Here is a 19,756-nt window from a genome sequence, read left to right on the forward strand (position 1 = left end):
CGCGTTTGCCCCTTCGACTTCACCGCGCCCGCGTCGCCGGCGCCTGTGGCGTTGCGGGGCCTGGCATGAGTGGCTCCGTCGTTTTGCTGCACCTTGCCGGTGCGGTGGCACTGATGCTGTTTGCCACCCGTTTGGTGAAGACCGGCGTCGAGCGCGCCTATGGCGACGTGCTGCGCCACAAACTGCGCGCTACCATGCGCAATCCCTTCATGGCGGTTCTGGCCGGCTGCGGCCTGGCTGTCGCACTGCAAAGCTCGACCGCCGTCACCTTGCTGGTCGGCTCATTCGCCGGCTCCGGTATTGTCAGCGGCATGTCGGGCCAGCTTGCGGTGCGCGGTGCCGAGATCGGCTCGGCGCTGGTGGTCAAGCTGCTTACCTTTGATCTGTCGCTGCTGGTGCCGGTCTGCCTGGTCGCCGGCACCGTCATGTTCATGGCCACCGAGCGGCGCGACTGGCGCCAGTTCGGCCGCATCCTGGTCGGCATCGGCCTGCTGCTTTTGTCGCTGGAGATGATCGGCCAGGCGTCGGAGCCGCTGCGCCAGAGCACGCTGATGCCCCTCATCGTCAATTACTTCTCCGGCGATCCGGTCACCGCCTATCTTCTGGCAGCGTTGGTCACCTGGCTGTTCCATTCCTCGATTGCCGCGGTGCTGCTGATGGTGACGCTCGCCGGCCGCGGTTTCATCCCGCCCGAACTCGGCATCGTGCTGGTGCTCGGCGTCAATCTCGGCTCTTCGATCATCGCGCCGCTTCTAACCCGCAACGCAGAGCCCGGCGTTCGCATCGTGCCGATCGGGAATCTCCTGATGCGCGGCATGGGTTCGCTGATCATGCTGATCCTGTTCCTGACGTTCAAGCCGCCAGTCGCTTTCTTGGGCAGCACCGTGCCCGAGCAGATCGTCAATGCCCACATCGCCTTCAACATCTTGATCCTGATCGCCGGCGTGCCGCTGGCGCGCCTGGTCTATCGCGCCTCGGAAAAGATCGTGGCGCTGGGCACCAAGCCGCAGCCCGCCAACGCGCTCGACGTCGTTGAGCTTTCCGCGCTCAACGAAAGTGCGCTCGACGTGCCGAGCCAGGCATTAGCCAACGCCACCCGCGAGGTGGTGCGGGTCTGCGAAACGGTCGAGATCATGCTGAAACGGATCATCGAGCTCTATGAGAGCGCCGATGCCGACAAGATTGGCGCGCTGGCCGCACTCGACGACCGTGTCGACAGAAAGCACGCGGCAATCAAGCTCTATCTGGCCAGGGTCACCAAGAACCCGCTGAGCGAGGACGAGGCCCTGCGTTGCCAGGAGCTGATCGGCGCCTGCGTCAAGCTGGAGCAGGTCGGCGACATCATTGTGCGCAACATGCTGGTCCACGTGAAGAAGAAATTCGAGCGCGGGCTGGAGTTTACGCCGGAAGGATGGCGTGAGCTTTGCGCCTTCCATGCCTCGGTGCTTGCCAATGCCAGGCTTGCCTTCAACGTGCTGGTATCTCGCGATCCGGAGACCGCTCGCCAGTTGGTGCTGGAAAAGGACCGGCTGCGCGACCGCGAGAAGGAAACCAGCCAGAGCCATTTCGTGCGGCTGCGCGACGGCACCGCCAAGAGTGTCGAGACCAGTTCCATCCATCTCGACACCATTCGGGACCTCAAGCAGATCAACTCGCTGCTCGCCTCGATGGCCTATCCCGTGCTTGAGGAGCGCGGTCTGCTCACCGGTTCGCGGCTGAAGGCTGGATAGATTGCGTCCACAGGCCAGGTAGCTTAAGAACATCGCCTATGAAAATTGCTGTGGGCTAATGCGCAAAAATTATCTTTGCGCGTTTTCCCGTCTGTCGGCTAAAGGATCGTCCCATATCTACCGGGAGGAAAGTCGATGGACACCCATTCTCGCAGTTTCGCCAAGGCGCTTTCCTGGCGCGTCACCGGCACCATCGACACGATGATCATCTCGCTCGTCGTGACCGGAAGCATCAAGCTCGCCGCGGCCATCGGCCTGACCGAGGTCGTCACCAAGTCGCTGCTCTATTATCTTCACGAACGGGCGTGGCTGAAAATTCCTTACGGGAGGAAGGCAGCCGCCTAGCTCTTGCCTCCGCGGCGGGCGCCAGACCGGCGATCAAGAAAAGCTAAAGCGGCGTCGACAATTTCTGGATTGCCCGCTGCCCTCATCCGTGGTTTGAGGCCAGCTTGTCCGAGGATCTCCTTCGCGCCATGCTGCCCCTCGTTGCCCTGTTCATAGCTGCCTTCGCCTTCGGCACCACCGAATTCGTCATCGCCGGCGTGCTGCCGCAGGTGGCGGATGGCCTTGGCGTCGCGATTCCGACCGCCGGCTATCTCGTTTCCGGCTATGCCGGCGGCATTGCAGTCGGCGGCCCGCTGCTGGCGCTCGCCACCAAAAGGTTCTCCCGCAAGGCCCTGCTGCTTGGACTGACTGCAGCCTTCACCATCGGCCAGGCCGCCTGCGCGCTGGCGCCCGACTTCGCCTCGATGCTGCTGTTGCGGATAGCGGTGGCCGTGGCGCATGGCGCCTATTTCGGCGTTGCCATGGTGGTGGCCGTCGGCCTCGTGCGCGAAGATCAGCGCGGCATGGCGGTGGCGCTGATCCTGTCCGGCCTCACCGTATCGAACGTCATCGGCGTTCCGGCCGGCACGGCAATCGGCAACATCTGGGGATGGCGTGCGACATTCTGGGTGATGTGCGCGCTCGGTGTGGTGGCCTTCGCGGCAATCGGCGCCCTGCTGCCGCGCAAGACGGGATCGTCGAGCCCGTCAGTGAGCCTTGGAAGCGAGGTCCGCGTGCTCGCACGCCAGCAGGTCTGGACCTCGCTCATTATCATGCTGATGCTGATGATCGGCCAGTTCGGCCTGTTCACCTACATCACGCCTACGCTGCTTGAGGTCACAGGCCTCGACGAGAAATGGATACCATGGGTGCTCTTGCTCAACGGGGTCGGCGCAACGATCGGCGTCTTCGTCGGCGGGCGGCTCGCCGACTGGAAGCTGATGCCGTCGCTCATCGCCATGCTTTTCCTGCAGGCGGTGATGCTCGCCTTGATCCATGCCGTCAGTTCTTACCCACTGCCGATGGTGATAGCGATCTTCGTCTGGGGCGGCCTCAACTTCGCTATCGGCACGCCGATCCAGACCCGCATACTGACCTGGACCGCGGACGCCTCCAATCTTGCCTCGTCGCTCATTCCGTCGGGCTTCAATGTCGGCATCGCGCTCGCCGCATCGCTCGGCGCGGCCATGCTCAATGCCGGCTATGGCTATCGCAGCCTGCCGGTGGTTGGCGCGGTCGCCATGCTGATCGCGGTCGCGGTTGCGCTTGCCTCGCATGTCTGGGAATGGCGAAGCCGGGCTGCGCCGCCGCTGCCGGCTGCCGCCGAATAGGGCTACAGATCGATCCGGTAGCGCAGGCTTTCCGCGCCGCCATAGGCGGCGTCCTCGAAGAAACGCCCGACGAGCCGGCCGCCATTGGCCAGAGCGACCTTCTGCGAGGGCACATTGTGAGGCTTGCAGGTGATTTCGACGAAGGGCAGGCCAACAGCCCTCGCCTCCACCAGCATCAGCCGCAGCGCCTCGGTCGCATAGCCGCGTCCCCGTTTCCACGGCACCACCGCATAGCCGACGTGGCCGAGCACATGCGACGGCAGCGCCGCGGTGCCGTGCTGCCAGCGCAAGCCGATTGAGCCTGCGACTTCCCCGTCCCAGATCCAGCGCCGGAATCCGGGCAGCCGCGGCACCGTCGAACCGTCGGGCAAGGTGATCGGCGGTCCCTTGCCATCGGAATCGTCGAGATCGCCAAGGAAAGTCGCTGGATCCTTTTCGATAGCCGCAAGCTGCTCGCGCGTCGCGTCGAGCAGCCGCACGTTGTCCGGCGACCAGCCGCGCTCGAGAGCCGCCTTGTAGGACGGCAGGTGTTCAAGCGCCGGTTTGACGAGTTCGATCACGGGCGCGAGCTTTTGGCTGCCGGATTGCGGGCGCGACGGCAAGGGCCTTCGGCAGCTTACTGAAGCAGACTCTTGACGATGCCGCTCGCCTTGGAGAAATCCATCTGACCGGCGTATCTCTCCTTGAGCGCCGCCATCACCTTGCCCATGTCCTTGACGCCGCTGGCGCCGGTCTCGGCAATCGCGGAACGGACGGCGCTTTCCGTCTCAACCTGGCCCAGTTGCGTCGGCAGGAAGTCGCGGATGATGGCCATCTCGTCGCGCTCCTGCGCCGCAAGCTCCGGCCGCTTGCCGTCATCGAACGCCTTGGCCGATTCCTCGCGCTGCTTCACCATCTTGGCCAGGATCTGCAGGATCTCGTCGTCGCTGGCCGGCTCCTTGCCGGCGCCGCGATTGGCGATGTCGCGGTCGTGAATGGCCGCCTGGATCAGCCGCAATGTCGGCAGCCGGCGCTTGTCCTGCGCCTTCATCGCGCTCTTCAGGGATTCGGCGATTTTGCCTCGCATAGTGCTTTCTCCTTCGAATGCGGCGGACAATAGCCGTGCCGAAAGCCCAACGCAAATGCGACACTACCGGCAAATCCCTGATATTGTTCGACGAAATAAATCCGGGCTCGCACTTCCTGGCATCATTGACCGCCTTGGCGCCTTCCCCTATGTACTGGGCCTTGCATGAACTGAATTCTAGTGCACGTCGCCCAAAAGTGCGTAGCTGTTTTGGGGCAACGACATGCACAAGTGAAAACTTAGCGCGCCGAGGCTGTGAGATCGCCGCTTCGCGCTTTTTGTTGCGCCGACTGAGGGCGCACCTTTAGGAGTGCCGCCGTGGCAACGATGACCGCCGCATCGCCCCCCCCTTGGGCCACCGACAAGCCGACTGCTCTGCTGGTGCTGGCCGACGGCACCGTCATCGAGGGTCGCGGTCTGGGCGCCGCCGGCTCCGCCGTCGCCGAAGTCTGCTTCAACACTGCGCTGACCGGCTATCAGGAGATCCTCACCGACCCATCCTATGCCGGCCAGATCGTCACTTTCACCTTTCCGCATATCGGCAATATCGGCACAAACGACGAAGATATCGAGGACCTCAACCCGCTGGCCCGCGCCGGTGCCGTCGGCGCCGTGTTCAAGGCCGACGTCACCAACCCGTCGAATTATCGCGCCGGAACCGGTCTCGACCAGTGGCTGAAGAAGCGCGGCATCGTCGCACTTTCAGGCATCGACACGCGGGCGCTGACCGCGTTGATCCGCGAAAAGGGCATGCCAAATGCCGTCATCGCGCACGCGCCCGACGGTATCTTCGACGTCGATGATCTCAAGCGCCGCGCCGCCGCATGGTCGGGGCTTATCGGGCTTGATCTGGCCAAGGAAGTCACCTCCGGTCAATCCTCGGTCTGGCGCGAGACGCCCTGGGTCTGGAACGAGGGCTTTGGCGAACAGGCTGATCCGTCGATGCACGTCGTTGCCATCGACTACGGGGTCAAGCGCAACATATTGCGCCTGCTGGCCGGCCTCGGCGCCAAGGTCACCGTGGTGCCGGCAAAAACCGGCGCCGAGGAGATCCTGGCGATGCGGCCCGACGGCATTTTTCTATCCAACGGCCCTGGCGATCCGGAAGCAACCGGCGACTACGCCGTGCCGGTCATTCAGGATCTTTTGAAGACCGATATCCCACTCTTCGGCATCTGCCTCGGCCACCAGATGCTGGCGCTGGCGCTGGGCGGCAAGACTGCAAAAATGCATCAGGGCCACCACGGCGCAAATCATCCGGTCAAGGACCACACCACCGGCAAGGTCGAGATCGTCTCGATGAACCATGGCTTTGCCGTCGACGCCGACTCGTTGCCGAGCGGCGTCGAGGAAACCCATGTCTCGCTGTTCGACGGTTCGAATTGCGGCATTGCGCTCACCGGCAGACCGGTCTTCTCGGTCCAGCATCATCCCGAAGCCTCGCCCGGGCCGCAGGATTCGCACTATCTGTTTCGCCGCTTCGTCAACCTGATCCGCGAAAAGCGCGGCGAGCCGGCACTGGCCGAGCGTGTTTAGCGCATTGCGTAAAAACGGATTTGACTGACGGCGCCGGCCGGGCTCCCGGCGCCGATCAAGCCCCGTCCGTCACCGCTTCCTGCGCGTGCATGCGTTTGACTTCCTTCGGCGTCGGCTTGGCCACCCTGGTGACGAAGACGACGAGCGCCAGCGTGAGGAAAATCGCGCCGAGCAGATACGGGGCACCGCCGAAAGCTACGGGCGCGTTCGGCCCCGTGAACCAGGAAAAGATCGCCGTATAAAGCAGCGGTGTGATGATCGAGGTGATCGAGAAGATCGAGGTCATTGCGCCCTGGAGTTCGCCCTGGGCGGAAGGTGGCACCTTGGCGGCCGCAAGGCTTCTGAGCGGCGGGTCGGCCAACGCCTCGAGACACCCGACGACGATCACTGCATAGATCATCCAGCCTTGTGACGCGAAGGCGTAGCCGAAGGCGCTGAGTGCGGTAAATGCCAGACCGATTACCGCCGTCTTCCACTCGCCAAGCTTGGGGATCACGCGCGGCAGGACAGTCGCCATGACGATCGCCCCGCACAGGCCGAAAGCGCCGAGCGAGAAGCCGATCTGTTGTTCGCTCCAGCCATAGCGATAACTGGAGACGAACGACCAGACCGCAGGATACATCATGTGCCCCAGCGTCATCAGAAAGAAGACAAGTCCGATCCAGCCGATACCTTCGTAGTTGCGCATCTGGACGAGCGTGCCGACCGGGTTGGCGCGTTTCCACTCGAAGCGGCGACGGTGCTTGTTATCAAGTGTTTCCGGCAACAGAAACAGCGCGATCAGAAAGTTTGCGAAGGCAAGCCCGGCAGCGAAATAGAACGGCACACGCGGCCCGAACGTGCCGAGCAACCCGCCCAGAACCGGCCCGATGACGAAGCCGACACCGAAAGCAATGCCGAGCAGCCCAAAATTCTTCGCACGATTTTCGTCGGTCGAGATATCGGCGATGAATGCCGATGTCGTGGAATAACTGGCGCCGGAAATGCCGGCCAGCACGCGGCCGATGAACAGCATCGGATAGGACCAGGCGATTGCGCAGATCAGATTGTCGATAGCGAACGTCAGCACCGAGGCGAGCAGGATAGGCCGCCGCCCGAACCGGTCGCTCAACCCACCCATCACCGGTGCGAAAACGAACTGCATCGCCGCATAGACGAAGAACAGCCAGCCGCCCTCGATAGCCGCCTCGCTGATGCCGACGCCGGTCAATTCCCTGAGATAGGCCGGCAGCACCGGCATAATGATGCCGAAGCCGATGACGTCGAGCAGCAGGGTGGTGAAAACAAGCGCAAGGCCCCGCCTGGCGGTTTTTCGGTCTATCATGATGGTATCTCCTCGGGCCGCCCGAGCGAACGGGAACACACCTTATAGGCGAGCACATCGCTGGGAACAATGAGGGAACGGGCAGAGTGCTTTCATCCTGACATCCCCTGACTGCGGTCCAGTCTCTCGGATTACGAGAAAACCGTCGGCTCAGATCGGGTTGTTGAACGTGTCGCAGTCCGAAAGCTTGCCGTTCTGGAAACCTCGCGCCAGCCAGGTCTGCCGCTGCTGCGACGTGCCGTGGTTGAAGCTTTCCGGCACGACGTAGCCCTGCATCTTCTTCTGCAGCGTGTCGTCGCCGATCTGTTTGGCGGCGTTCAGTGCCTCCGCCATGTCGCCCTGTTCCAAGATGCCCTTCTGACCGGTGAAATGCGCCCAGATGCCGGCAAAGCAGTCGGCCTGCAGCTCGACCTGCACCGACATGTGGTTGGCGTCGGCTTCGCTCATATTCTGCCGCATCTGGTTGAATTTGGGCAGGATGCCGACGAGGTTCTGCACGTGGTGGCCGACCTCATGCGCGATCACATAGGCCTGTGCGAAATCGCCGGAGGCACCGAACTGCTGATCGAGCTGCTGGAAGAAGGTGGTGTCGAGATAGACCTTGCGATCATTGGGACAGTAGAATGGTCCGGCCGCCGATGAGGCAGAACCGCAAGCAGAGCCGATCCGGCCGCTGAACAGGACCAGCTTTGGATCCTGATAGGTCAGGCCCTCGGACTGGAAAATACCGGTCCAGGTATCCTCGGTCTCGGCCAGCACGGTCGACACGAACTGCTTCATTTCGTCGGACGCGGGCGCACCGGTGCCGCCGCCCTGGCCGCCGCTATTGTCGGTGATCTGGCCGCCGCCACCGGGCTGCAAGCCGCTGTCATCGAGGATCTGGCTCGGGTCGAAGCCGAAATACCACCCTGCCAGGAAAATCAACCCTACGATAATGATGCCCGACATGCCGCCGCCGCCGGCGCGACCGCCGATCGGGATGCGAAACTGCCCCGGCCCACCGCCAAACCCGCCGCTCTGGCCGCGCTCGTCCTCGACATTGTCACTCTGACGACGGCCCTTCCAGAGCATGGCAACCCCCATGACGCAATTTCTTCCGGCCGATCGGGCCGTGTCCCGGTTCGATCGGACACGACCACAATTATCTCAACGGTTACGCCAAGTCACAGTATTTTTCGTGCGAACAAGCAATGCTTGCTGACGCTTGTTTGCTCTGGCCGAAACATCGCAGGGTCTGTGGCGTTCGCCCTGCTCGTGGGAAGCGAGTCGCGCCACGTGCTTTTCAGCGGGCGGCGATTATTGCCTTGCGAAAGGCTTCGAGCGTCTCGGCGCTGACATGATGCTCGATGCCTTCGGCGTCGATGCGCGCCGTCTCGGCACTGACGCCGAGCGAGCGCAGGAAGGCCTCGACCGTCTGGTGGCGAATGCGGCTCTCTTCCGCAACCTTGCGGCCGGCCTCGGTCAGGAACACGCCGCGATAAGGCTTCCGGGAGACCAGCCCGTCGGCGCACAGCCGCGTCAGCATTTTCGCCACCGTCGGCTGAGCGACGCCGAGCCGTGCCGCGATATCGACCTGGCGCGCCTCGTTGCCATCCTCGATCAGGTCGGCGATGAGCTCGACATAATCCTCGACCAGCGCGCTGCGGCGCGCTTCACGCGTCTGCCTGAAGCCTTCCGAGTGGATTTCTGCATCAGGCAGCGGCTTTTCGCGAGGAACCGGTCTTTTCTTCAGCGCCAATACGCGCTCCTCCCGGCAGTTTGAATCGACATTGCAGTCATAACACGGAACCCTATTTGTTCTGGCCGTTTATTTCCATTCGGTGGCCGGCGCAACCGGCGGTCACTGCGGTCCGGCCGCACGGCCAAGCGGCTACACGAAAAAGCTCCGACAATGAAATATAGCATATTGCATAATGTTCAGCCGTGGCATAGATAAGGAGAGAACATCGATCGTTCCAGTGGAAAGCCATTTCATGTCGGAAGCCGAAGCCACCTCAGCCCCCCGGTCCATGTGGCGATTTGCCCGCCCGGAGGACGACGAGCAGCTCAGCCTGCGCGAAGTCAACGCAACGATCGCGGTGCCGCACTCGGGGATCTGGCTTCGCCGGCTGTTCGCCTTCATGGGGCCGGGCTACATGGTTTCGGTCGGCTATATGGATCCGGGCAATTGGGCGACCGACCTCGCCGGCGGAGCCCAATTCGGCTACACGCTGCTTTTCATCATCATGTTGTCGAACCTGATGGCGATCCTGCTGCAGGCGCTCGCCGCCCGGCTCGGCATCGCCACCGGCCGCGACCTTGCGCAGGCGTGCCGCGCCTATTATCCGCGACCGGTCAATTTCATGCTGTGGGTCGCTTGCGAACTGGCCATCATCGCCTGCGACCTGGCCGAGGTCATTGGCACGGCAATCGCCTTGCAACTGCTGTTCGGGATTCCGCTGATCGGCGGCGCCATTATCACCGCGCTCGATGCCTTCCTGCTGCTGCTGCTGATGAACAAGGGCTTCCGTTTCCTCGAGGCCTTCATCATAGCACTTTTGATTGTCATCTTCGGCTGCTTCGCCATTCAGATCTTTGCCGCCGCGCCGCCGGTCGGCTCCATCCTGCACGCCATGTTCGTACCGTCGTCCGAGATCGTCACCAATCCGGCGATGCTTTACATTGCCATCGGCATCATCGGCGCCACGGTGATGCCGCACAATCTCTATCTGCACTCCTCGATCGTGCAGACCCGCGCCTACGAGCGCACCGATCGCGGCAAGCGCGACGCCATCAAATGGGCGACGACCGACTCGACCATCGCGCTGATACTGGCGCTGTTCGTCAATGCTTCCATCCTGATCGTGTCGGCGGTGGCGTTCCACGGCACCGGTCATCACGACGTTGCCGAGATCGGCCAGGCCTTCGAGCTTCTGTCGCCGCTGCTTGGCCTCGGCATCGCTTCCATCCTGTTTGCGGTGGCGCTGCTTGCCTCCGGCCTGAACTCGACGGTCACCGCGACGCTGGCCGGCCAGATCGTGATGGAAGGCTTCTTGCGGCTGCGCATCCCGCAATGGGCGCGCCGCCTGCTGACGCGCGGCATCGCCATCATCCCGGTGGTGGTCGTCACCGCGCTCTATGGCGAGAAGGGCACCGGCCAGTTGCTGGTCTTCAGCCAGGTGATCCTGTCGATGCAGCTTCCCTTCGCGGTCGTCCCGCTGGTGCAGTTCGTCTCGGACAAGCGCAAAATGGGCAATTTCGCCATTTCCCGCGCCGTCGCCGTGCTGGCCTGGGTGGTTGCCGCCCTCATCCTGGTGCTCAACTTCAAGCTGCTCTACGATACGGTCGTCGGTTTAGGCTGAGCGTCTGCTCCAAACTGACCCAACAACGTCGGCAATCATCCGTCCTTCCAGCCCTGGAAATTTGCCGGCCGCTGTCGGACAAATGTCTGTCTGCCCGTCCTTGGCTCGAAGTCCGGCCATCACGGCACGGATCAGGGAAAGGGAGCTCCAATGAGGAAGATCATCGCCGCAACATTCGTCAGCCTCGACGGCGTCATGCAGGCGCCCGGCGGCCCGCAAGAGGACCCTGTCGGCGGCTTCAAATTCGGCGGCTGGACGTTCCACTACTGGGACGATGTGATGGGCGCCGCCATGGGCGAGACGTTTTCAAAACCGTTCGCGCTGCTTCTCGGCCGCAAGACCTACGACATCTTCGCCGCCCATTGGCCCTACCAGAAGAATGACCCGATCGCCGACAGCTTCAACGCCGTCACCAAATATGTGGCGACGCACAGGCCAGATACGCTGTCCTGGCAAAACAGCCAGCCGCTCGGCAGCGATGTCGTGGCGACGTTGCGCCGGATGAAGCAGGAGGACGGCCCCGACCTGCTCATTCAGGGATCGAGCGAGCTGATCCAGACCTTGCTCGCCAATGACCTGATCGACGAGATCAGCCTGCTGATTTTCCCGCTGGTGCTGGGCAAGGGCAAAAAACTGTTCGGCAGCGGCGCGATGCCTGCCGCCTTCAAGCTAACCCGTTCGCAGGCATCGACCACCGGCGTCCTCATGGCGAGCTATGAGCGCTCCGGCGAGATCAAGACCGGGTCCTTTGCCCCGGAACAGCCTTCCGAAGCCGAGATCGAGCGGCGCAAGAACTGGAAGTAGATGCCGCAGGGCGATCAAGGACGGCTGAACACTGGCCGTCCTTTTTGCTGTTTTAAGCCGCCTCTCGTCGCCGTGCCAATCCATCGCGGAGGTGGCCCGCGAATGCCAGTACGGCAGGCGCAACGCTGTGCTTCGGCAAATGCAGATTGATTGCAAAATTCGGCAATGACGGCAAATCCGGATCGTTGGCCAAAATATCGAGGTCCGCAGGTACGGTCGACGCCAACCAGGTGGTGACGGCCAAGTCCGAACGCACTGTCGCCGTCGTCGCGTCGATGCTGCCGTTTTCGAATACGGTGCGCCATGCCAGCCCGTGCTCGTTAAGCGCCTCCAGTACAACCGGACGGAACGCGCAGGTCTCGGCGACCATCGAAACCGGCAAGGGGCGTTTGCTGCGGGCGCCGCCGCCTTTGGCGCCGACCCAGACCAGCCGGTCGACAACAAGGCATTCGCCGGCCGACCGACCGACCGGCTCCTCGATCACCGCGAGCTCTATCGTGCCGGCCGCCAAGGCCGCAGCCAGCTCCGGCGACGAGGCGCAGACAAGCGAGATCTCGACCTGCGGATACGCCTCGGCATAGGCCTTGAGCACCGGTGCAAGCAAGGTGCCGACAAGGTCGTACGGCACGCCAAGCCGCACCTGACCGGCAACTGCATCGCCCGCCATCTCCGCCAGGATCTCGTCATTGAGGGAAAGCAGGCGCTTGCCCTTGCCGAACAGCCGCTCGCCGGAGCGGGTCAGCCGCAATCCGCTCCGATCGCGCTCGAACAGCCTGCAGCCGAGAACCTCTTCCAAACGCTTGACCTGCTGGCTGACGGCACCTTGCGTCAAATGCAGCGCGTTGGCGGCCGCCGTCATGCTGGCCCTGTCGGCAACGGTGACAAAGGTTCGGATCAGGGCGGTGTCGAGGTTGCGGAGCATCAAGCCATTATATTTGCTAATGCATGTCATAGCAAACATTGCATTTACTGATGAGCCAAACAGCCTACCGTGCGGGCTTCAAAGGAAGCAGCATGTTTGAAACCGTCCTTCCCCTCGTCCTGTTCGCGCTGGTCTCTACCTCAACGCCCGGTATGGCCACGACGCTGTCGACGGCGTCCGGCGCGCCGTTCGGGTTTCGCCGCTCTATCCCGCTGATGGCCGGAAGTGCGGCCGGCCTGGCCACAGTGGCTGCGGCAGGTGCTGCCGGGCTCGCTGGTCTGCTGGCCGCCGCTCCTTCGCTGCAACTGGCGATGAAAATGGCCGGTACCCTCTATCTGGTATGGCTTGCCCTCAAGATCGGCCGCAGCGGTCCGCCCAATCTGGACGTGGCCATGGCAAAGCCGAACAGCTTTTTGGGCGGCGCCGGCCTGCAATGGATGAACCCAAAGGGCTGGGCCATGGGGCTGGGAGCGGCGGCATCTTTTGCCGCGCTTGCCAAAGGGCCGCTGCAGCTCGCCTTGCTGCTCGGCGCCGTCTTCGGCCTTGCAGCGGCTCTATCCCTGGCGGCATGGTGCGTGGCGGGCACGCTGCTCGCCCGGTTGCTGCGAACCGAGCGGCAGTGGCGCATGCTCAACGCCGTGCTTGGCCTGCTGCTGGCCGCCTCGATCATTCCGATGTGGCGGACAGCGTAAGGTTAGTCTTTAGCTATGTCAGGCAGTGTAACGCGCCGCCGGCTTGCCGGCCAGAAGACTGCCGAAGAAGCCTTGCCGAACGCCAAGAAAGGCATCCACCCCGGCAACATCGGCAAGACCCGGTGCCGTGAACGCTTCACCCTTTGCCAGGCCAACCAGCGCTGCATCGACCAGATCGTCGGCCGTCATCACGATCTCTTGCGGCACATTGGCAATATCGCTTCCCGCAACTTCCCAGAATTCTGTCCGCGTGGCCCCCGGCAAGACCACCTGCACGGCGACCTTCGTGCCGGCGACTTCCCGCTGCAAGGCCTCGGTGAAGTTGACGACGTAGGCTTTGGTGCCGCTGTAGATGCCGCCGAACGAGGTATCGAAGGCAAGGACCGAGGCGATGTTGACGATGGCGCCGCGGTTGCGCGACAGCAGCCCCGGCAGCACCGCGCGCGTCAGCCGAGTCAGCGCCACGACATTGACCTTGATCATGCGCTCGGCGACATCGGCTTCAGCCGTTGCCACCACCTGCGCGCCGCCAAGGCCGGCATTGTTGACCAGCAGCGTCACGCTGTCGTCGGTTGATATCGCCTGCTCGACCCGTCGCAGATCGCCGTCGTCGGACAAGTCGGCGCCGATGACGCTGACCTTTATGCCATACGCGAAGCGGAGCCTCTCCGCCAATTCCTCCAACCGATCGGCGCGCCGCGCCACCAGCACCAGATCGTAACCTTGGCCGGCGAGCCGGTCGGCATAGATCGCACCGATGCCGGACGAGGCGCCGGTGACGACCGCTGTACCCTTATCCTGATTGCTCATTGTCTTGTTCCTTCTGGTTCGATTCCAAATGCCGGTGCCGCAGGGCAACATCCCTGCTTCGACTGGCACACGAATTATTGGCATATGCCACTATTGGAACGTAGGCATATGCCACCATCTTGTCAATCCGGGGAGCAAGGACTATTTCTGGTTTGCATCGAGGGCCTTCCGGTCCCTCATTGGAAATCCGCCAATGTCCCAAACCACCCTGCCCGGCCTGGCGCTTTGCAACAACGCCATGCTGCGCCGCGCGACGCGGAAACTGGGCCAGTTCTATGACGATGTGCTGGCCCCATCGGGTCTGAAGGCCACGCAGCAGGGCCTGCTCTACCAGATCCACATCGGCGACGAACCGACGATGGGTGCCATTGCCGCGGCTCTCGTCATGGACCTGTCGGCCCTCGGTCATACGCTGAAGCCGCTGATCAGGGATGGTTACATCGAGACCTTCGCCGACCCTGCCGACCGCCGCATCAGGCGCGTCAGGCTGACATCGCAGGGCCGGATCAAGCTCGAAGAAGCTCTGAAGCTGTGGCAAGTCGCTCAGCAGCGCTTCGAGGAGATGTTTGGAAAAGAACAGGCGGCAAGCCTGCGAGCGGCGCTGGACGAAATCGCCGCGCTTGATTTCGACGTACCGCCGGCCGCGAGTTGAATTATCGGCGGCCGGCAGCCAAGCTCCGCTAACAGCCCTATTCGGCCGGCATCGCCACCGGTCGCGCCGCCAGGTGGCCCGCCAGCACTACGCCCAGACCGATGATCGGGAATGCCGCCGCGACCACGCCGAGGTCGGCCGGTGCGCCATAGCGCAGCACCGCGGCGCCGACCACGGCACCCAGTGCGACGCCGAGATAAAGTGCCGAAGCGTTCAGCGACAGCACGATGGGCGCGGCATCGGGCGCCAGCTTGATGATGCGGCTCGCCTGCGCCGGCGGGAATGCCCAGCCGACGATGCCCCACGGCACCATCATGGCCATCAATGCCGGCCCGGCGATCTCGCGCGGCAGGAACATCGGGATCAGCGAAAACGTGACCAGCATGGCGGCACTCAGCGCCAGCGACCAGCAGACGGTGCGTGTCGCGCCGAAACGGTCGGCGGCCTGACCGCCGCCGATATTGCCGATGACCGCGCCAACGCCGAAAGCGAGCAGCATTCCGGGAAGCGCGATCGGGTTCAGTCCGCCGCCTTCGATCGCGAGCGGCGCGACAAAGGCAAAGACGGTGAAGGCGCCGATCAGGGCCAGGATGGTCGTCACCAGGATAGGCATGACGCCGGGGCGAAGTGCCGCTGCCAGCCGCATGCGGAGCGGCAGCCTTGTGCCGACGATGCCGCGCGGCAGCCGGTACCACAGGATCGCGCCGGCGAGCGCACCAAGGCCGGCAATGGCAAAGAAGGTGCCGCGCCAGCCGGCAACCGTCGCAACGAGCGCGCCGAGCGGTGCTCCGACCGCTACCGCAACCGTAGTGCCGCCGACGACCACGGCAATGGCGCGGGCGCGGTGATGATCGTCGACAAGCGCAACGGCCGTTCCCTGTGCGGTCGCCGCAAACAGGCCTGACGACAGCGCCATGACGATGCGCGCGATCAACAGCAATTCGAAGGAGAAGCTTAGCGCCGCGGCGACGTTGCCCAACACGAAGAACACCAGCGTCCACAGGATGACGCGGCGACGGTCCCATTCGCCGGTCAGCGTTGCCAGGATCGGCGTGCCGATCGCATAGGCGAGCGCAAACGCGGTGATCAGCGTGCCGGCGAGCGGAACGGAGATGGCGGCATCCTTTGCAATATCGGGCAAAAGGCTGGAGATGACGAAACCTTCGGTCGAAATCGTGAACGATCCGAGCGCAAGCCAGATGAGGCGCTTATCCATGGCAATTTCCTTAGTTCAAAGGTTATTGAACAATTGGACATAACAGGGCATGATGTCAATAAAGCCGCTGCAAAATAGCCGAACCATCCTGACAGCCCGGTGTCAGGACGGGGCGACGGGACGAAACTATGTGTCCATTGGCCACGAGAGGAGATGCGTTGAAATCGGCTCCAAATGTGCTTAATTCCTGGGCATGACCTTGCCCCATCCCACCGCCGACCAGATCAGCCTGCCGAACGTGCTTGCTGTGCTCGGCGACCCGACGCGACTGGCCATCGTGCGCTATCTCGCCAGCAAAGAGGGCGTGCCGCTGAATTGCAGCCGGTTCCTCGACTTCGCCTCGAAAACCAATCTGAGTTACCATTTGGCCAAGCTGCGTGAGGCCGGCGTCACCCGCACCGAGGCGGTTGGCACCAGCCGATTGATCACGCTGCGCCGTGACGATCTCGACCGCCGCTTCCCGGGCTTGCTCGACAGCGTTATTGCCGCGGCCGGCGACGACGCATCGTTACCGGCGGTCGGCGGCCACGAGATCGAAGTCCGCGCCTGACCGGCGCGAAGCTGGGTTCCGCTCTCGCCCGCTTCGCGAGACGAGCAAAGTAGCTTCACCTGCCGTCCAGCCATTCCAATTAACGGAGCCTGCCATGCGCATTGCCGTCCTCGCCGACATCCACGGCAACGTCCTGGCGCTCGACGCCGTGCTCGACGATCTGCGGCAGCGCGGCGGCGCCGACCTCATCGTCAATCTCGGCGATTGCGTTTCCGGCCCGCTGTGGCCGCGCGAGACCATGGAGCGGCTCGAGGCGCTCGACCTGCCGACGGTACGCGGCAATCACGACCGCCGCGTTGCCCGCGACACTGCCGACGAGACCATGTGGCCGTCCGACCGCTACGCGCAGGAACGGCTGACGGCAGGCCAACGCGAGGCGCTGTTCGCGCTGCCCGTCACGCTTGAGGTGGCGCCCGGCGTGATCGCCTTCCATGCCCGGCCCGACCACGACGAAAAATACCTGACTGACGCGATCGTCGAGGGCCGGCTGGTGCGCGCGCCGCTGGCCGCAATCGAGCAGCGGCTCGGCGCGGTCGATCCCGCCTGCCGCATCATGCTTTGCGGCCACAGCCACCGCAGCGAGCTGATCCGCATTCCCGGCGGTCCGGTCATTTTCAATCCGGGCAGCATCGGCTGCCCGGCCTATGACGATTCGACCCCACCGGCGCATGTCTCGGAGCAAGGCTCGCCACACGCCCGCTATGGCATCGTCGACTTGCACCCCGATCGTTTCGAATCCATCGCCGTCGCCTATGACCATGAGGCGGCGGCGTATCAGGCCGAGCAGGCGGGACGGCCCGAATGGGCTCACGCGCTGCGCACCGGCTTCATGCCGGGCTTGCTCATTCCAGGCTGAGCTTGCTCATGCCAGGCTGAGCTTGCTCATGCCTAGCTGAACGGATGACCGCCTTCGACCGGCAGAAGCCGCAATCTTCAGTCGTCGGACGCGGATCGCTTCGATCGCCTGGCAGGACGTCGGGCGCTGGCCGCCGAGGTCTTGGACGTCGAAGCCTTGGGCGCCGAAGTCTTGGGCGATGAAGCCTTTGGCCGTGACGTACTGGGCGTTAGATGCCTTGGGTTGAAAGTCTGTGCTGGAGCCGATTCGGAACCGGCCCGAATGTCGGCGTCGCGCACCTGCTGGCCAAAGTTCAGACCGGTCAGCTGTTCGATCTCGGCCACCGTCGAAAGAAACTCCGATACCCTGGCAATTTCAAGCGGGTCGTCGAATGCCTCGGCACGCTCGCCGAACGCTTCGGGCATCACTTCCAAAACCGGCTTCTGGTCGGCCAGCAGCGCGATGGCGCGCAGGCCAGCTTGATCGGACCACAGCGCGATCTTCCAGAACTTCAGCGGAACATGGCTGTCGAAGCGGTAGGGAGGATCGTCCTCGCGGAACACTGGCCCGGCAAACACCGAGACCCGGCCTCGCGTCGTATAGGCGTTGCGCAGCACATAGGTTTCTACCGCGCGCCATCTCAGCTTCCCCTTGGAGCCGGGATGGTCAAGCGAGCTTCCCTGATTGAAGAAGCCGACTTGCGGCGCAGCATTGGTATAAAAGAACGTGTCGCGTTCTGCCGCGACCGCCTCCTGATCGACGCCCCATGCGGGGTCGCCGCGAAGTGTAATATGGCCCTTCTGGAACATTCGAGCGATTCGTTCCTTGGATTTTGCGACGGGAAATCCGGGCACATTCTGGCTCGAATAGAACTCCTGGGTCATCTGCTCGCCAAGGTCGATGCGGCGATCGGGCCGGAAAGCATCGCTGGCTTCCGAACCGGAAATCGACTCCACCCCCAAGTCGACAAGCGACGGGTTGTCGATGACCGTCTTGTCCTCACGATTGACCGCCTTGGTACGGGATCCATCGATATTGCAAGCGGTGACGAAGGCAAGCCTGCGATCGGCGTTCATCAAGATCGAAAAATGATGGTAGCGCAATTCGTGTGGGTCCTCGCCCGGTTTGGCAAGAAGGTTCTTGGCCAACCGGTAGGGTGAATTGGCAACCGTCGGCATTGGCAGGACAAAGCCCGGTATGAAGCCGGGCTCATACCCTCCACGATCGTCGAAGTCCTCTGTTTTCCAACCCGCGGCCTCGGCGATGGCCACGACCTTGGCGGGTTCGCTTGCTCCGTCGTTTCGTCTCGCATCGCCTCTGTCGCCGTCGATCAACGGCGCCCGGACATTTATCTCGACGGGAAAAGTCCACGTGACCGAGCCATCGGCATTATGTCTCGTCGCCGGCGGGCCGCGATCCGGTTCAGGCCGCTGCACCGGCTTGTCCGGCACGTCTCCGCGAATGTCGGCGTTCAGCCGAACTGTCTCATCCATCATGCGCGGCGTGCCGGACCAAATCGCCAGAGCTTCCGAAACCGCCGATGCCGATGAGCCCGGCAACCTGGACTTTCTAGCGCCCAGATCGTCAACGATGGCGCTGATCCGTATGCCTTCGTTGATCTCGCGCGCAAGCGCATAGCCAGCTATGCCCGTCACCTCGTGGAACGGGCCGGCCCAATGGTGCAGGGCAATAGGCTCCCATTCATTATTGAAGACCGGTGAACCGGACGAACCTTGTTCGGTATCGGCAACATAGTGCAGCACTTGAACCGTTTCGTCGCGGGCCACCAGCCGGTTTTCACGCAGCACCAGTTCCTTGAAGCGGCCCTCGGGATGCTGGACGATGTTGGCGATCTCGCCGAGCATATGCTTGTCGCGCGCGTCCGACAGCGAGATAAAACCGAACTCCCCCAGTTCCTTTGGGCCGGAACGCCGCTCGCCGACCCCGATTAGCGTATAGTCCAGACCTTCTATGCTATCGGTCACGAAACAGGATTCAGGATCGAACAGGAACGTCGTCGGCGTGCGCACGGCATTTGCACCGTCCTGCTCATAATCGAACTGGACCTGGAAGCGCCGGGAATCCGCCGGCGACGAAATCACATGGTTGTTTGTGAGGAACAGCCTTGGCCCGACCAGAAAACCCGATCCTTGCGGATTGCCGTTGAGAACGGCAACGCGCCCGACCGCGTCGGCAGCACGGCGCCCACGCTCCAGAAATGCGACCCCGATGAAATCAAGCGTTGGGCCGAGAACTGCCTCCGGTCCTGGCTGTTTGGCGGCGGCCTTTCTTTCCCCGGCAGATCTCATGTCGATTGCTGCCGATATCATCTCCGCTTCGGTGCGGCTGAGCGACGCCTTTACCTGCAACCTGTCGAGGCGCCTGGAGAGGGTCTGTTCGGCGGCCAGCGGATTGCCGTTGGCGATGTGACCAAGTGAAGCCTCAATTTCAGCGCGCGTTTTCTTGATACGCTGGCGAACTATGTTCTCCACTTGCGCGAATATTTCAAGGTCGACCATATTGCCCTCCTCAACCTTACTTGAGAGAGTGCATATTTACATGAAATGTGCAATATTTTGCCGGCTGTTAGTTTACGGAAGCGGCCTGGTCGCGATTCAACACG

19 protein-coding genes are annotated in these 19,756 nt (G+C 62.9%); 10 read left to right on the forward strand and 9 right to left on the reverse strand.

The genetic code is table 11. The features are described 5' to 3' along the window. Positions 1 to 65: 65 nt before the first annotated feature. From NKH83_RS15770 to NKH83_RS15780, 3 genes are all read left to right on the forward strand, one after another. On the forward strand, positions 66 to 1,730 hold the full coding sequence (locus tag NKH83_RS15770; protein WP_352477800.1) for a Na/Pi cotransporter family protein: 1,665 nt from the start codon (positions 66 to 68) through the stop codon (positions 1,728 to 1,730). A 135-nt stretch (positions 1,731 to 1,865) separates the two neighbouring features. Then, positions 1,866 to 2,075 (forward strand): DUF2061 domain-containing protein, encoded by a 210-nt coding sequence (locus NKH83_RS15775; RefSeq protein ID WP_023678301.1) that lies wholly within the window; start codon positions 1,866 to 1,868, stop codon positions 2,073 to 2,075. A gap of 128 nt (positions 2,076 to 2,203) precedes the next feature. After that, entirely contained in the window at positions 2,204 to 3,385 is a 1,182-nt protein-coding gene (locus NKH83_RS15780) for an MFS transporter (protein ID WP_352478090.1), read from the forward strand. A gap of 2 nt (positions 3,386 to 3,387) precedes the next feature. Here the strand turns inward: NKH83_RS15780 and NKH83_RS15785 are convergent, their stop codons facing one another. Beyond that, positions 3,388 to 3,945 (reverse strand): GNAT family N-acetyltransferase, encoded by a 558-nt coding sequence (locus NKH83_RS15785; protein ID WP_352477802.1) that lies wholly within the window; start codon positions 3,943 to 3,945, stop codon positions 3,388 to 3,390. A 56-nt stretch (positions 3,946 to 4,001) separates the two neighbouring features. Further along, positions 4,002 to 4,451: a GatB/YqeY domain-containing protein gene (locus NKH83_RS15790; protein ID WP_352477804.1), complete on the reverse strand. Its 450-nt coding sequence runs from the start codon at positions 4,449 to 4,451 to the stop codon at positions 4,002 to 4,004. Between the two features lie 327 nt (positions 4,452 to 4,778). Here NKH83_RS15790 and carA point away from each other — a divergent pair, with 327 nt between their 5' ends. After that, positions 4,779 to 5,987: a glutamine-hydrolyzing carbamoyl-phosphate synthase small subunit gene (gene carA / locus NKH83_RS15795; RefSeq protein ID WP_352506809.1), complete on the forward strand. Its 1,209-nt coding sequence runs from the start codon at positions 4,779 to 4,781 to the stop codon at positions 5,985 to 5,987. A gap of 55 nt (positions 5,988 to 6,042) precedes the next feature. On the opposite strand, the gene NKH83_RS15800 is transcribed toward carA, so the two are convergent. The 3 genes from NKH83_RS15800 to mntR all read right to left on the reverse strand — a co-directional run bounded on the left by NKH83_RS15800 (position 6,043) and on the right by mntR (position 9,049). Next, complete coding sequence (locus tag NKH83_RS15800; RefSeq protein ID WP_352477806.1) at positions 6,043 to 7,311, reverse strand: TCR/Tet family MFS transporter; 1,269 nt, start codon at positions 7,309 to 7,311, stop codon at positions 6,043 to 6,045. A 150-nt stretch (positions 7,312 to 7,461) separates the two neighbouring features. Further along, positions 7,462 to 8,382, reverse strand: coding sequence for a KPN_02809 family neutral zinc metallopeptidase (ypfJ, locus tag NKH83_RS15805; RefSeq protein ID WP_352478094.1), 921 nt, complete (start codon positions 8,380 to 8,382; stop codon positions 7,462 to 7,464). Between the two features lie 211 nt (positions 8,383 to 8,593). Further along, positions 8,594 to 9,049, reverse strand: a complete 456-nt coding sequence (gene mntR / locus NKH83_RS15810) for a manganese-binding transcriptional regulator MntR (protein ID WP_254820344.1) — start codon at positions 9,047 to 9,049, stop codon at positions 8,594 to 8,596. 235 nt (positions 9,050 to 9,284) lie between these two features. Between mntR and NKH83_RS15815 the strand changes: the two genes are divergently transcribed. After that, positions 9,285 to 10,652: an Nramp family divalent metal transporter gene (locus NKH83_RS15815; protein ID WP_352477808.1), complete on the forward strand. Its 1,368-nt coding sequence runs from the start codon at positions 9,285 to 9,287 to the stop codon at positions 10,650 to 10,652. 150 nt (positions 10,653 to 10,802) lie between these two features. After that, positions 10,803 to 11,456, forward strand: a complete 654-nt coding sequence (locus NKH83_RS15820; RefSeq protein ID WP_352477810.1) for a dihydrofolate reductase family protein — start codon at positions 10,803 to 10,805, stop codon at positions 11,454 to 11,456. Between the two features lie 52 nt (positions 11,457 to 11,508). Here the strand turns inward: NKH83_RS15820 and NKH83_RS15825 are convergent, their stop codons facing one another. Continuing rightward, positions 11,509 to 12,378 carry a LysR family transcriptional regulator gene (locus NKH83_RS15825; RefSeq protein WP_352478095.1) on the reverse strand — a complete coding sequence of 290 codons (870 nt, stop codon included), beginning with the start codon at positions 12,376 to 12,378 and terminating at the stop codon, positions 11,509 to 11,511. Positions 12,379 to 12,470: 92 nt separating this feature from the next. Between NKH83_RS15825 and NKH83_RS15830 the strand changes: the two genes are divergently transcribed. Further along, positions 12,471 to 13,070 carry a LysE family translocator gene (locus tag NKH83_RS15830; protein ID WP_352805635.1) on the forward strand — a complete coding sequence of 200 codons (600 nt, stop codon included), beginning with the start codon at positions 12,471 to 12,473 and terminating at the stop codon, positions 13,068 to 13,070. Positions 13,071 to 13,088: 18 nt separating this feature from the next. Here NKH83_RS15830 and NKH83_RS15835 read toward each other — a convergent pair whose 3' ends face one another. Further along, positions 13,089 to 13,880, reverse strand: a complete 792-nt coding sequence (locus NKH83_RS15835) for an SDR family NAD(P)-dependent oxidoreductase (RefSeq protein WP_352646456.1) — start codon at positions 13,878 to 13,880, stop codon at positions 13,089 to 13,091. Between the two features lie 193 nt (positions 13,881 to 14,073). On the opposite strand from NKH83_RS15835, the gene NKH83_RS15840 reads away from it, so the two are divergent. Continuing rightward, a complete protein-coding gene (locus NKH83_RS15840; protein ID WP_352477816.1) occupies positions 14,074 to 14,532 on the forward strand; it encodes a MarR family winged helix-turn-helix transcriptional regulator in 459 nt (152 codons plus the stop codon). Between the two features lie 37 nt (positions 14,533 to 14,569). Here the strand turns inward: NKH83_RS15840 and NKH83_RS15845 are convergent, their stop codons facing one another. Next, the gene (locus NKH83_RS15845) at positions 14,570 to 15,748 is read right to left on the reverse strand and encodes an MFS transporter (RefSeq protein WP_352805641.1); all 1,179 of its coding nucleotides are present in this window, start codon (positions 15,746 to 15,748) and stop codon (positions 14,570 to 14,572) included. Between the two features lie 193 nt (positions 15,749 to 15,941). Here NKH83_RS15845 and NKH83_RS15850 point away from each other — a divergent pair, with 193 nt between their 5' ends. Then, on the forward strand, positions 15,942 to 16,298 hold the full coding sequence (locus NKH83_RS15850) for an ArsR/SmtB family transcription factor (protein WP_352506754.1): 357 nt from the start codon (positions 15,942 to 15,944) through the stop codon (positions 16,296 to 16,298). Between the two features lie 94 nt (positions 16,299 to 16,392). Beyond that, positions 16,393 to 17,154, forward strand: a complete 762-nt coding sequence (locus NKH83_RS15855) for a metallophosphoesterase family protein (RefSeq protein ID WP_352805644.1) — start codon at positions 16,393 to 16,395, stop codon at positions 17,152 to 17,154. A 77-nt stretch (positions 17,155 to 17,231) separates the two neighbouring features. On the opposite strand, the gene NKH83_RS15860 is transcribed toward NKH83_RS15855, so the two are convergent. After that, positions 17,232 to 19,652 carry a DNA/RNA non-specific endonuclease gene (locus NKH83_RS15860; RefSeq protein ID WP_352805648.1) on the reverse strand — a complete coding sequence of 807 codons (2,421 nt, stop codon included), beginning with the start codon at positions 19,650 to 19,652 and terminating at the stop codon, positions 17,232 to 17,234. Positions 19,653 to 19,756 lie beyond the last annotated feature (104 nt).

It is taken from the genome of Mesorhizobium sp. M0909, from assembly GCF_040319515.1.
Classification (GTDB): domain Bacteria; phylum Pseudomonadota; class Alphaproteobacteria; order Rhizobiales; family Rhizobiaceae; genus Mesorhizobium.

What these genes read in the sequence shown, in the direction of transcription:
- NKH83_RS15770 (WP_352477800.1), top strand. Translation starts at nt 66, where the DNA reads ATGAGTGGCTCCGTCGTTTTGCTGCACCTTGCCGGTGCGGTGGCACTG.
- NKH83_RS15775 (WP_023678301.1), top strand. Translation starts at nt 1,866, where the DNA reads ATGGACACCCATTCTCGCAGTTTCGCCAAGGCGCTTTCCTGGCGCGTC.
- NKH83_RS15780 (WP_352478090.1), top strand. Translation starts at nt 2,204, where the DNA reads ATGCTGCCCCTCGTTGCCCTGTTCATAGCTGCCTTCGCCTTCGGCACC.
- NKH83_RS15790 (WP_352477804.1), bottom strand. Translation starts at nt 4,451, where the DNA reads ATGCGAGGCAAAATCGCCGAATCCCTGAAGAGCGCGATGAAGGCGCAG.
- carA (WP_352506809.1), top strand. Translation starts at nt 4,779, where the DNA reads ATGACCGCCGCATCGCCCCCCCCTTGGGCCACCGACAAGCCGACTGCT.
- NKH83_RS15800 (WP_352477806.1), bottom strand. Translation starts at nt 7,311, where the DNA reads ATGATAGACCGAAAAACCGCCAGGCGGGGCCTTGCGCTTGTTTTCACC.
- ypfJ (WP_352478094.1), bottom strand. Translation starts at nt 8,382, where the DNA reads ATGCTCTGGAAGGGCCGTCGTCAGAGTGACAATGTCGAGGACGAGCGC.
- NKH83_RS15815 (WP_352477808.1), top strand. Translation starts at nt 9,285, where the DNA reads ATGTCGGAAGCCGAAGCCACCTCAGCCCCCCGGTCCATGTGGCGATTT.
- NKH83_RS15820 (WP_352477810.1), top strand. Translation starts at nt 10,803, where the DNA reads ATGAGGAAGATCATCGCCGCAACATTCGTCAGCCTCGACGGCGTCATG.
- NKH83_RS15825 (WP_352478095.1), bottom strand. Translation starts at nt 12,378, where the DNA reads ATGCTCCGCAACCTCGACACCGCCCTGATCCGAACCTTTGTCACCGTT.
- NKH83_RS15830 (WP_352805635.1), top strand. Translation starts at nt 12,471, where the DNA reads ATGTTTGAAACCGTCCTTCCCCTCGTCCTGTTCGCGCTGGTCTCTACC.
- NKH83_RS15835 (WP_352646456.1), bottom strand. Translation starts at nt 13,880, where the DNA reads ATGAGCAATCAGGATAAGGGTACAGCGGTCGTCACCGGCGCCTCGTCC.
- NKH83_RS15840 (WP_352477816.1), top strand. Translation starts at nt 14,074, where the DNA reads ATGTCCCAAACCACCCTGCCCGGCCTGGCGCTTTGCAACAACGCCATG.
- NKH83_RS15845 (WP_352805641.1), bottom strand. Translation starts at nt 15,748, where the DNA reads ATGGATAAGCGCCTCATCTGGCTTGCGCTCGGATCGTTCACGATTTCG.
- NKH83_RS15850 (WP_352506754.1), top strand. Translation starts at nt 15,942, where the DNA reads ATGACCTTGCCCCATCCCACCGCCGACCAGATCAGCCTGCCGAACGTG.
- NKH83_RS15855 (WP_352805644.1), top strand. Translation starts at nt 16,393, where the DNA reads ATGCGCATTGCCGTCCTCGCCGACATCCACGGCAACGTCCTGGCGCTC.
- NKH83_RS15860 (WP_352805648.1), bottom strand. Translation starts at nt 19,652, where the DNA reads ATGGTCGACCTTGAAATATTCGCGCAAGTGGAGAACATAGTTCGCCAG.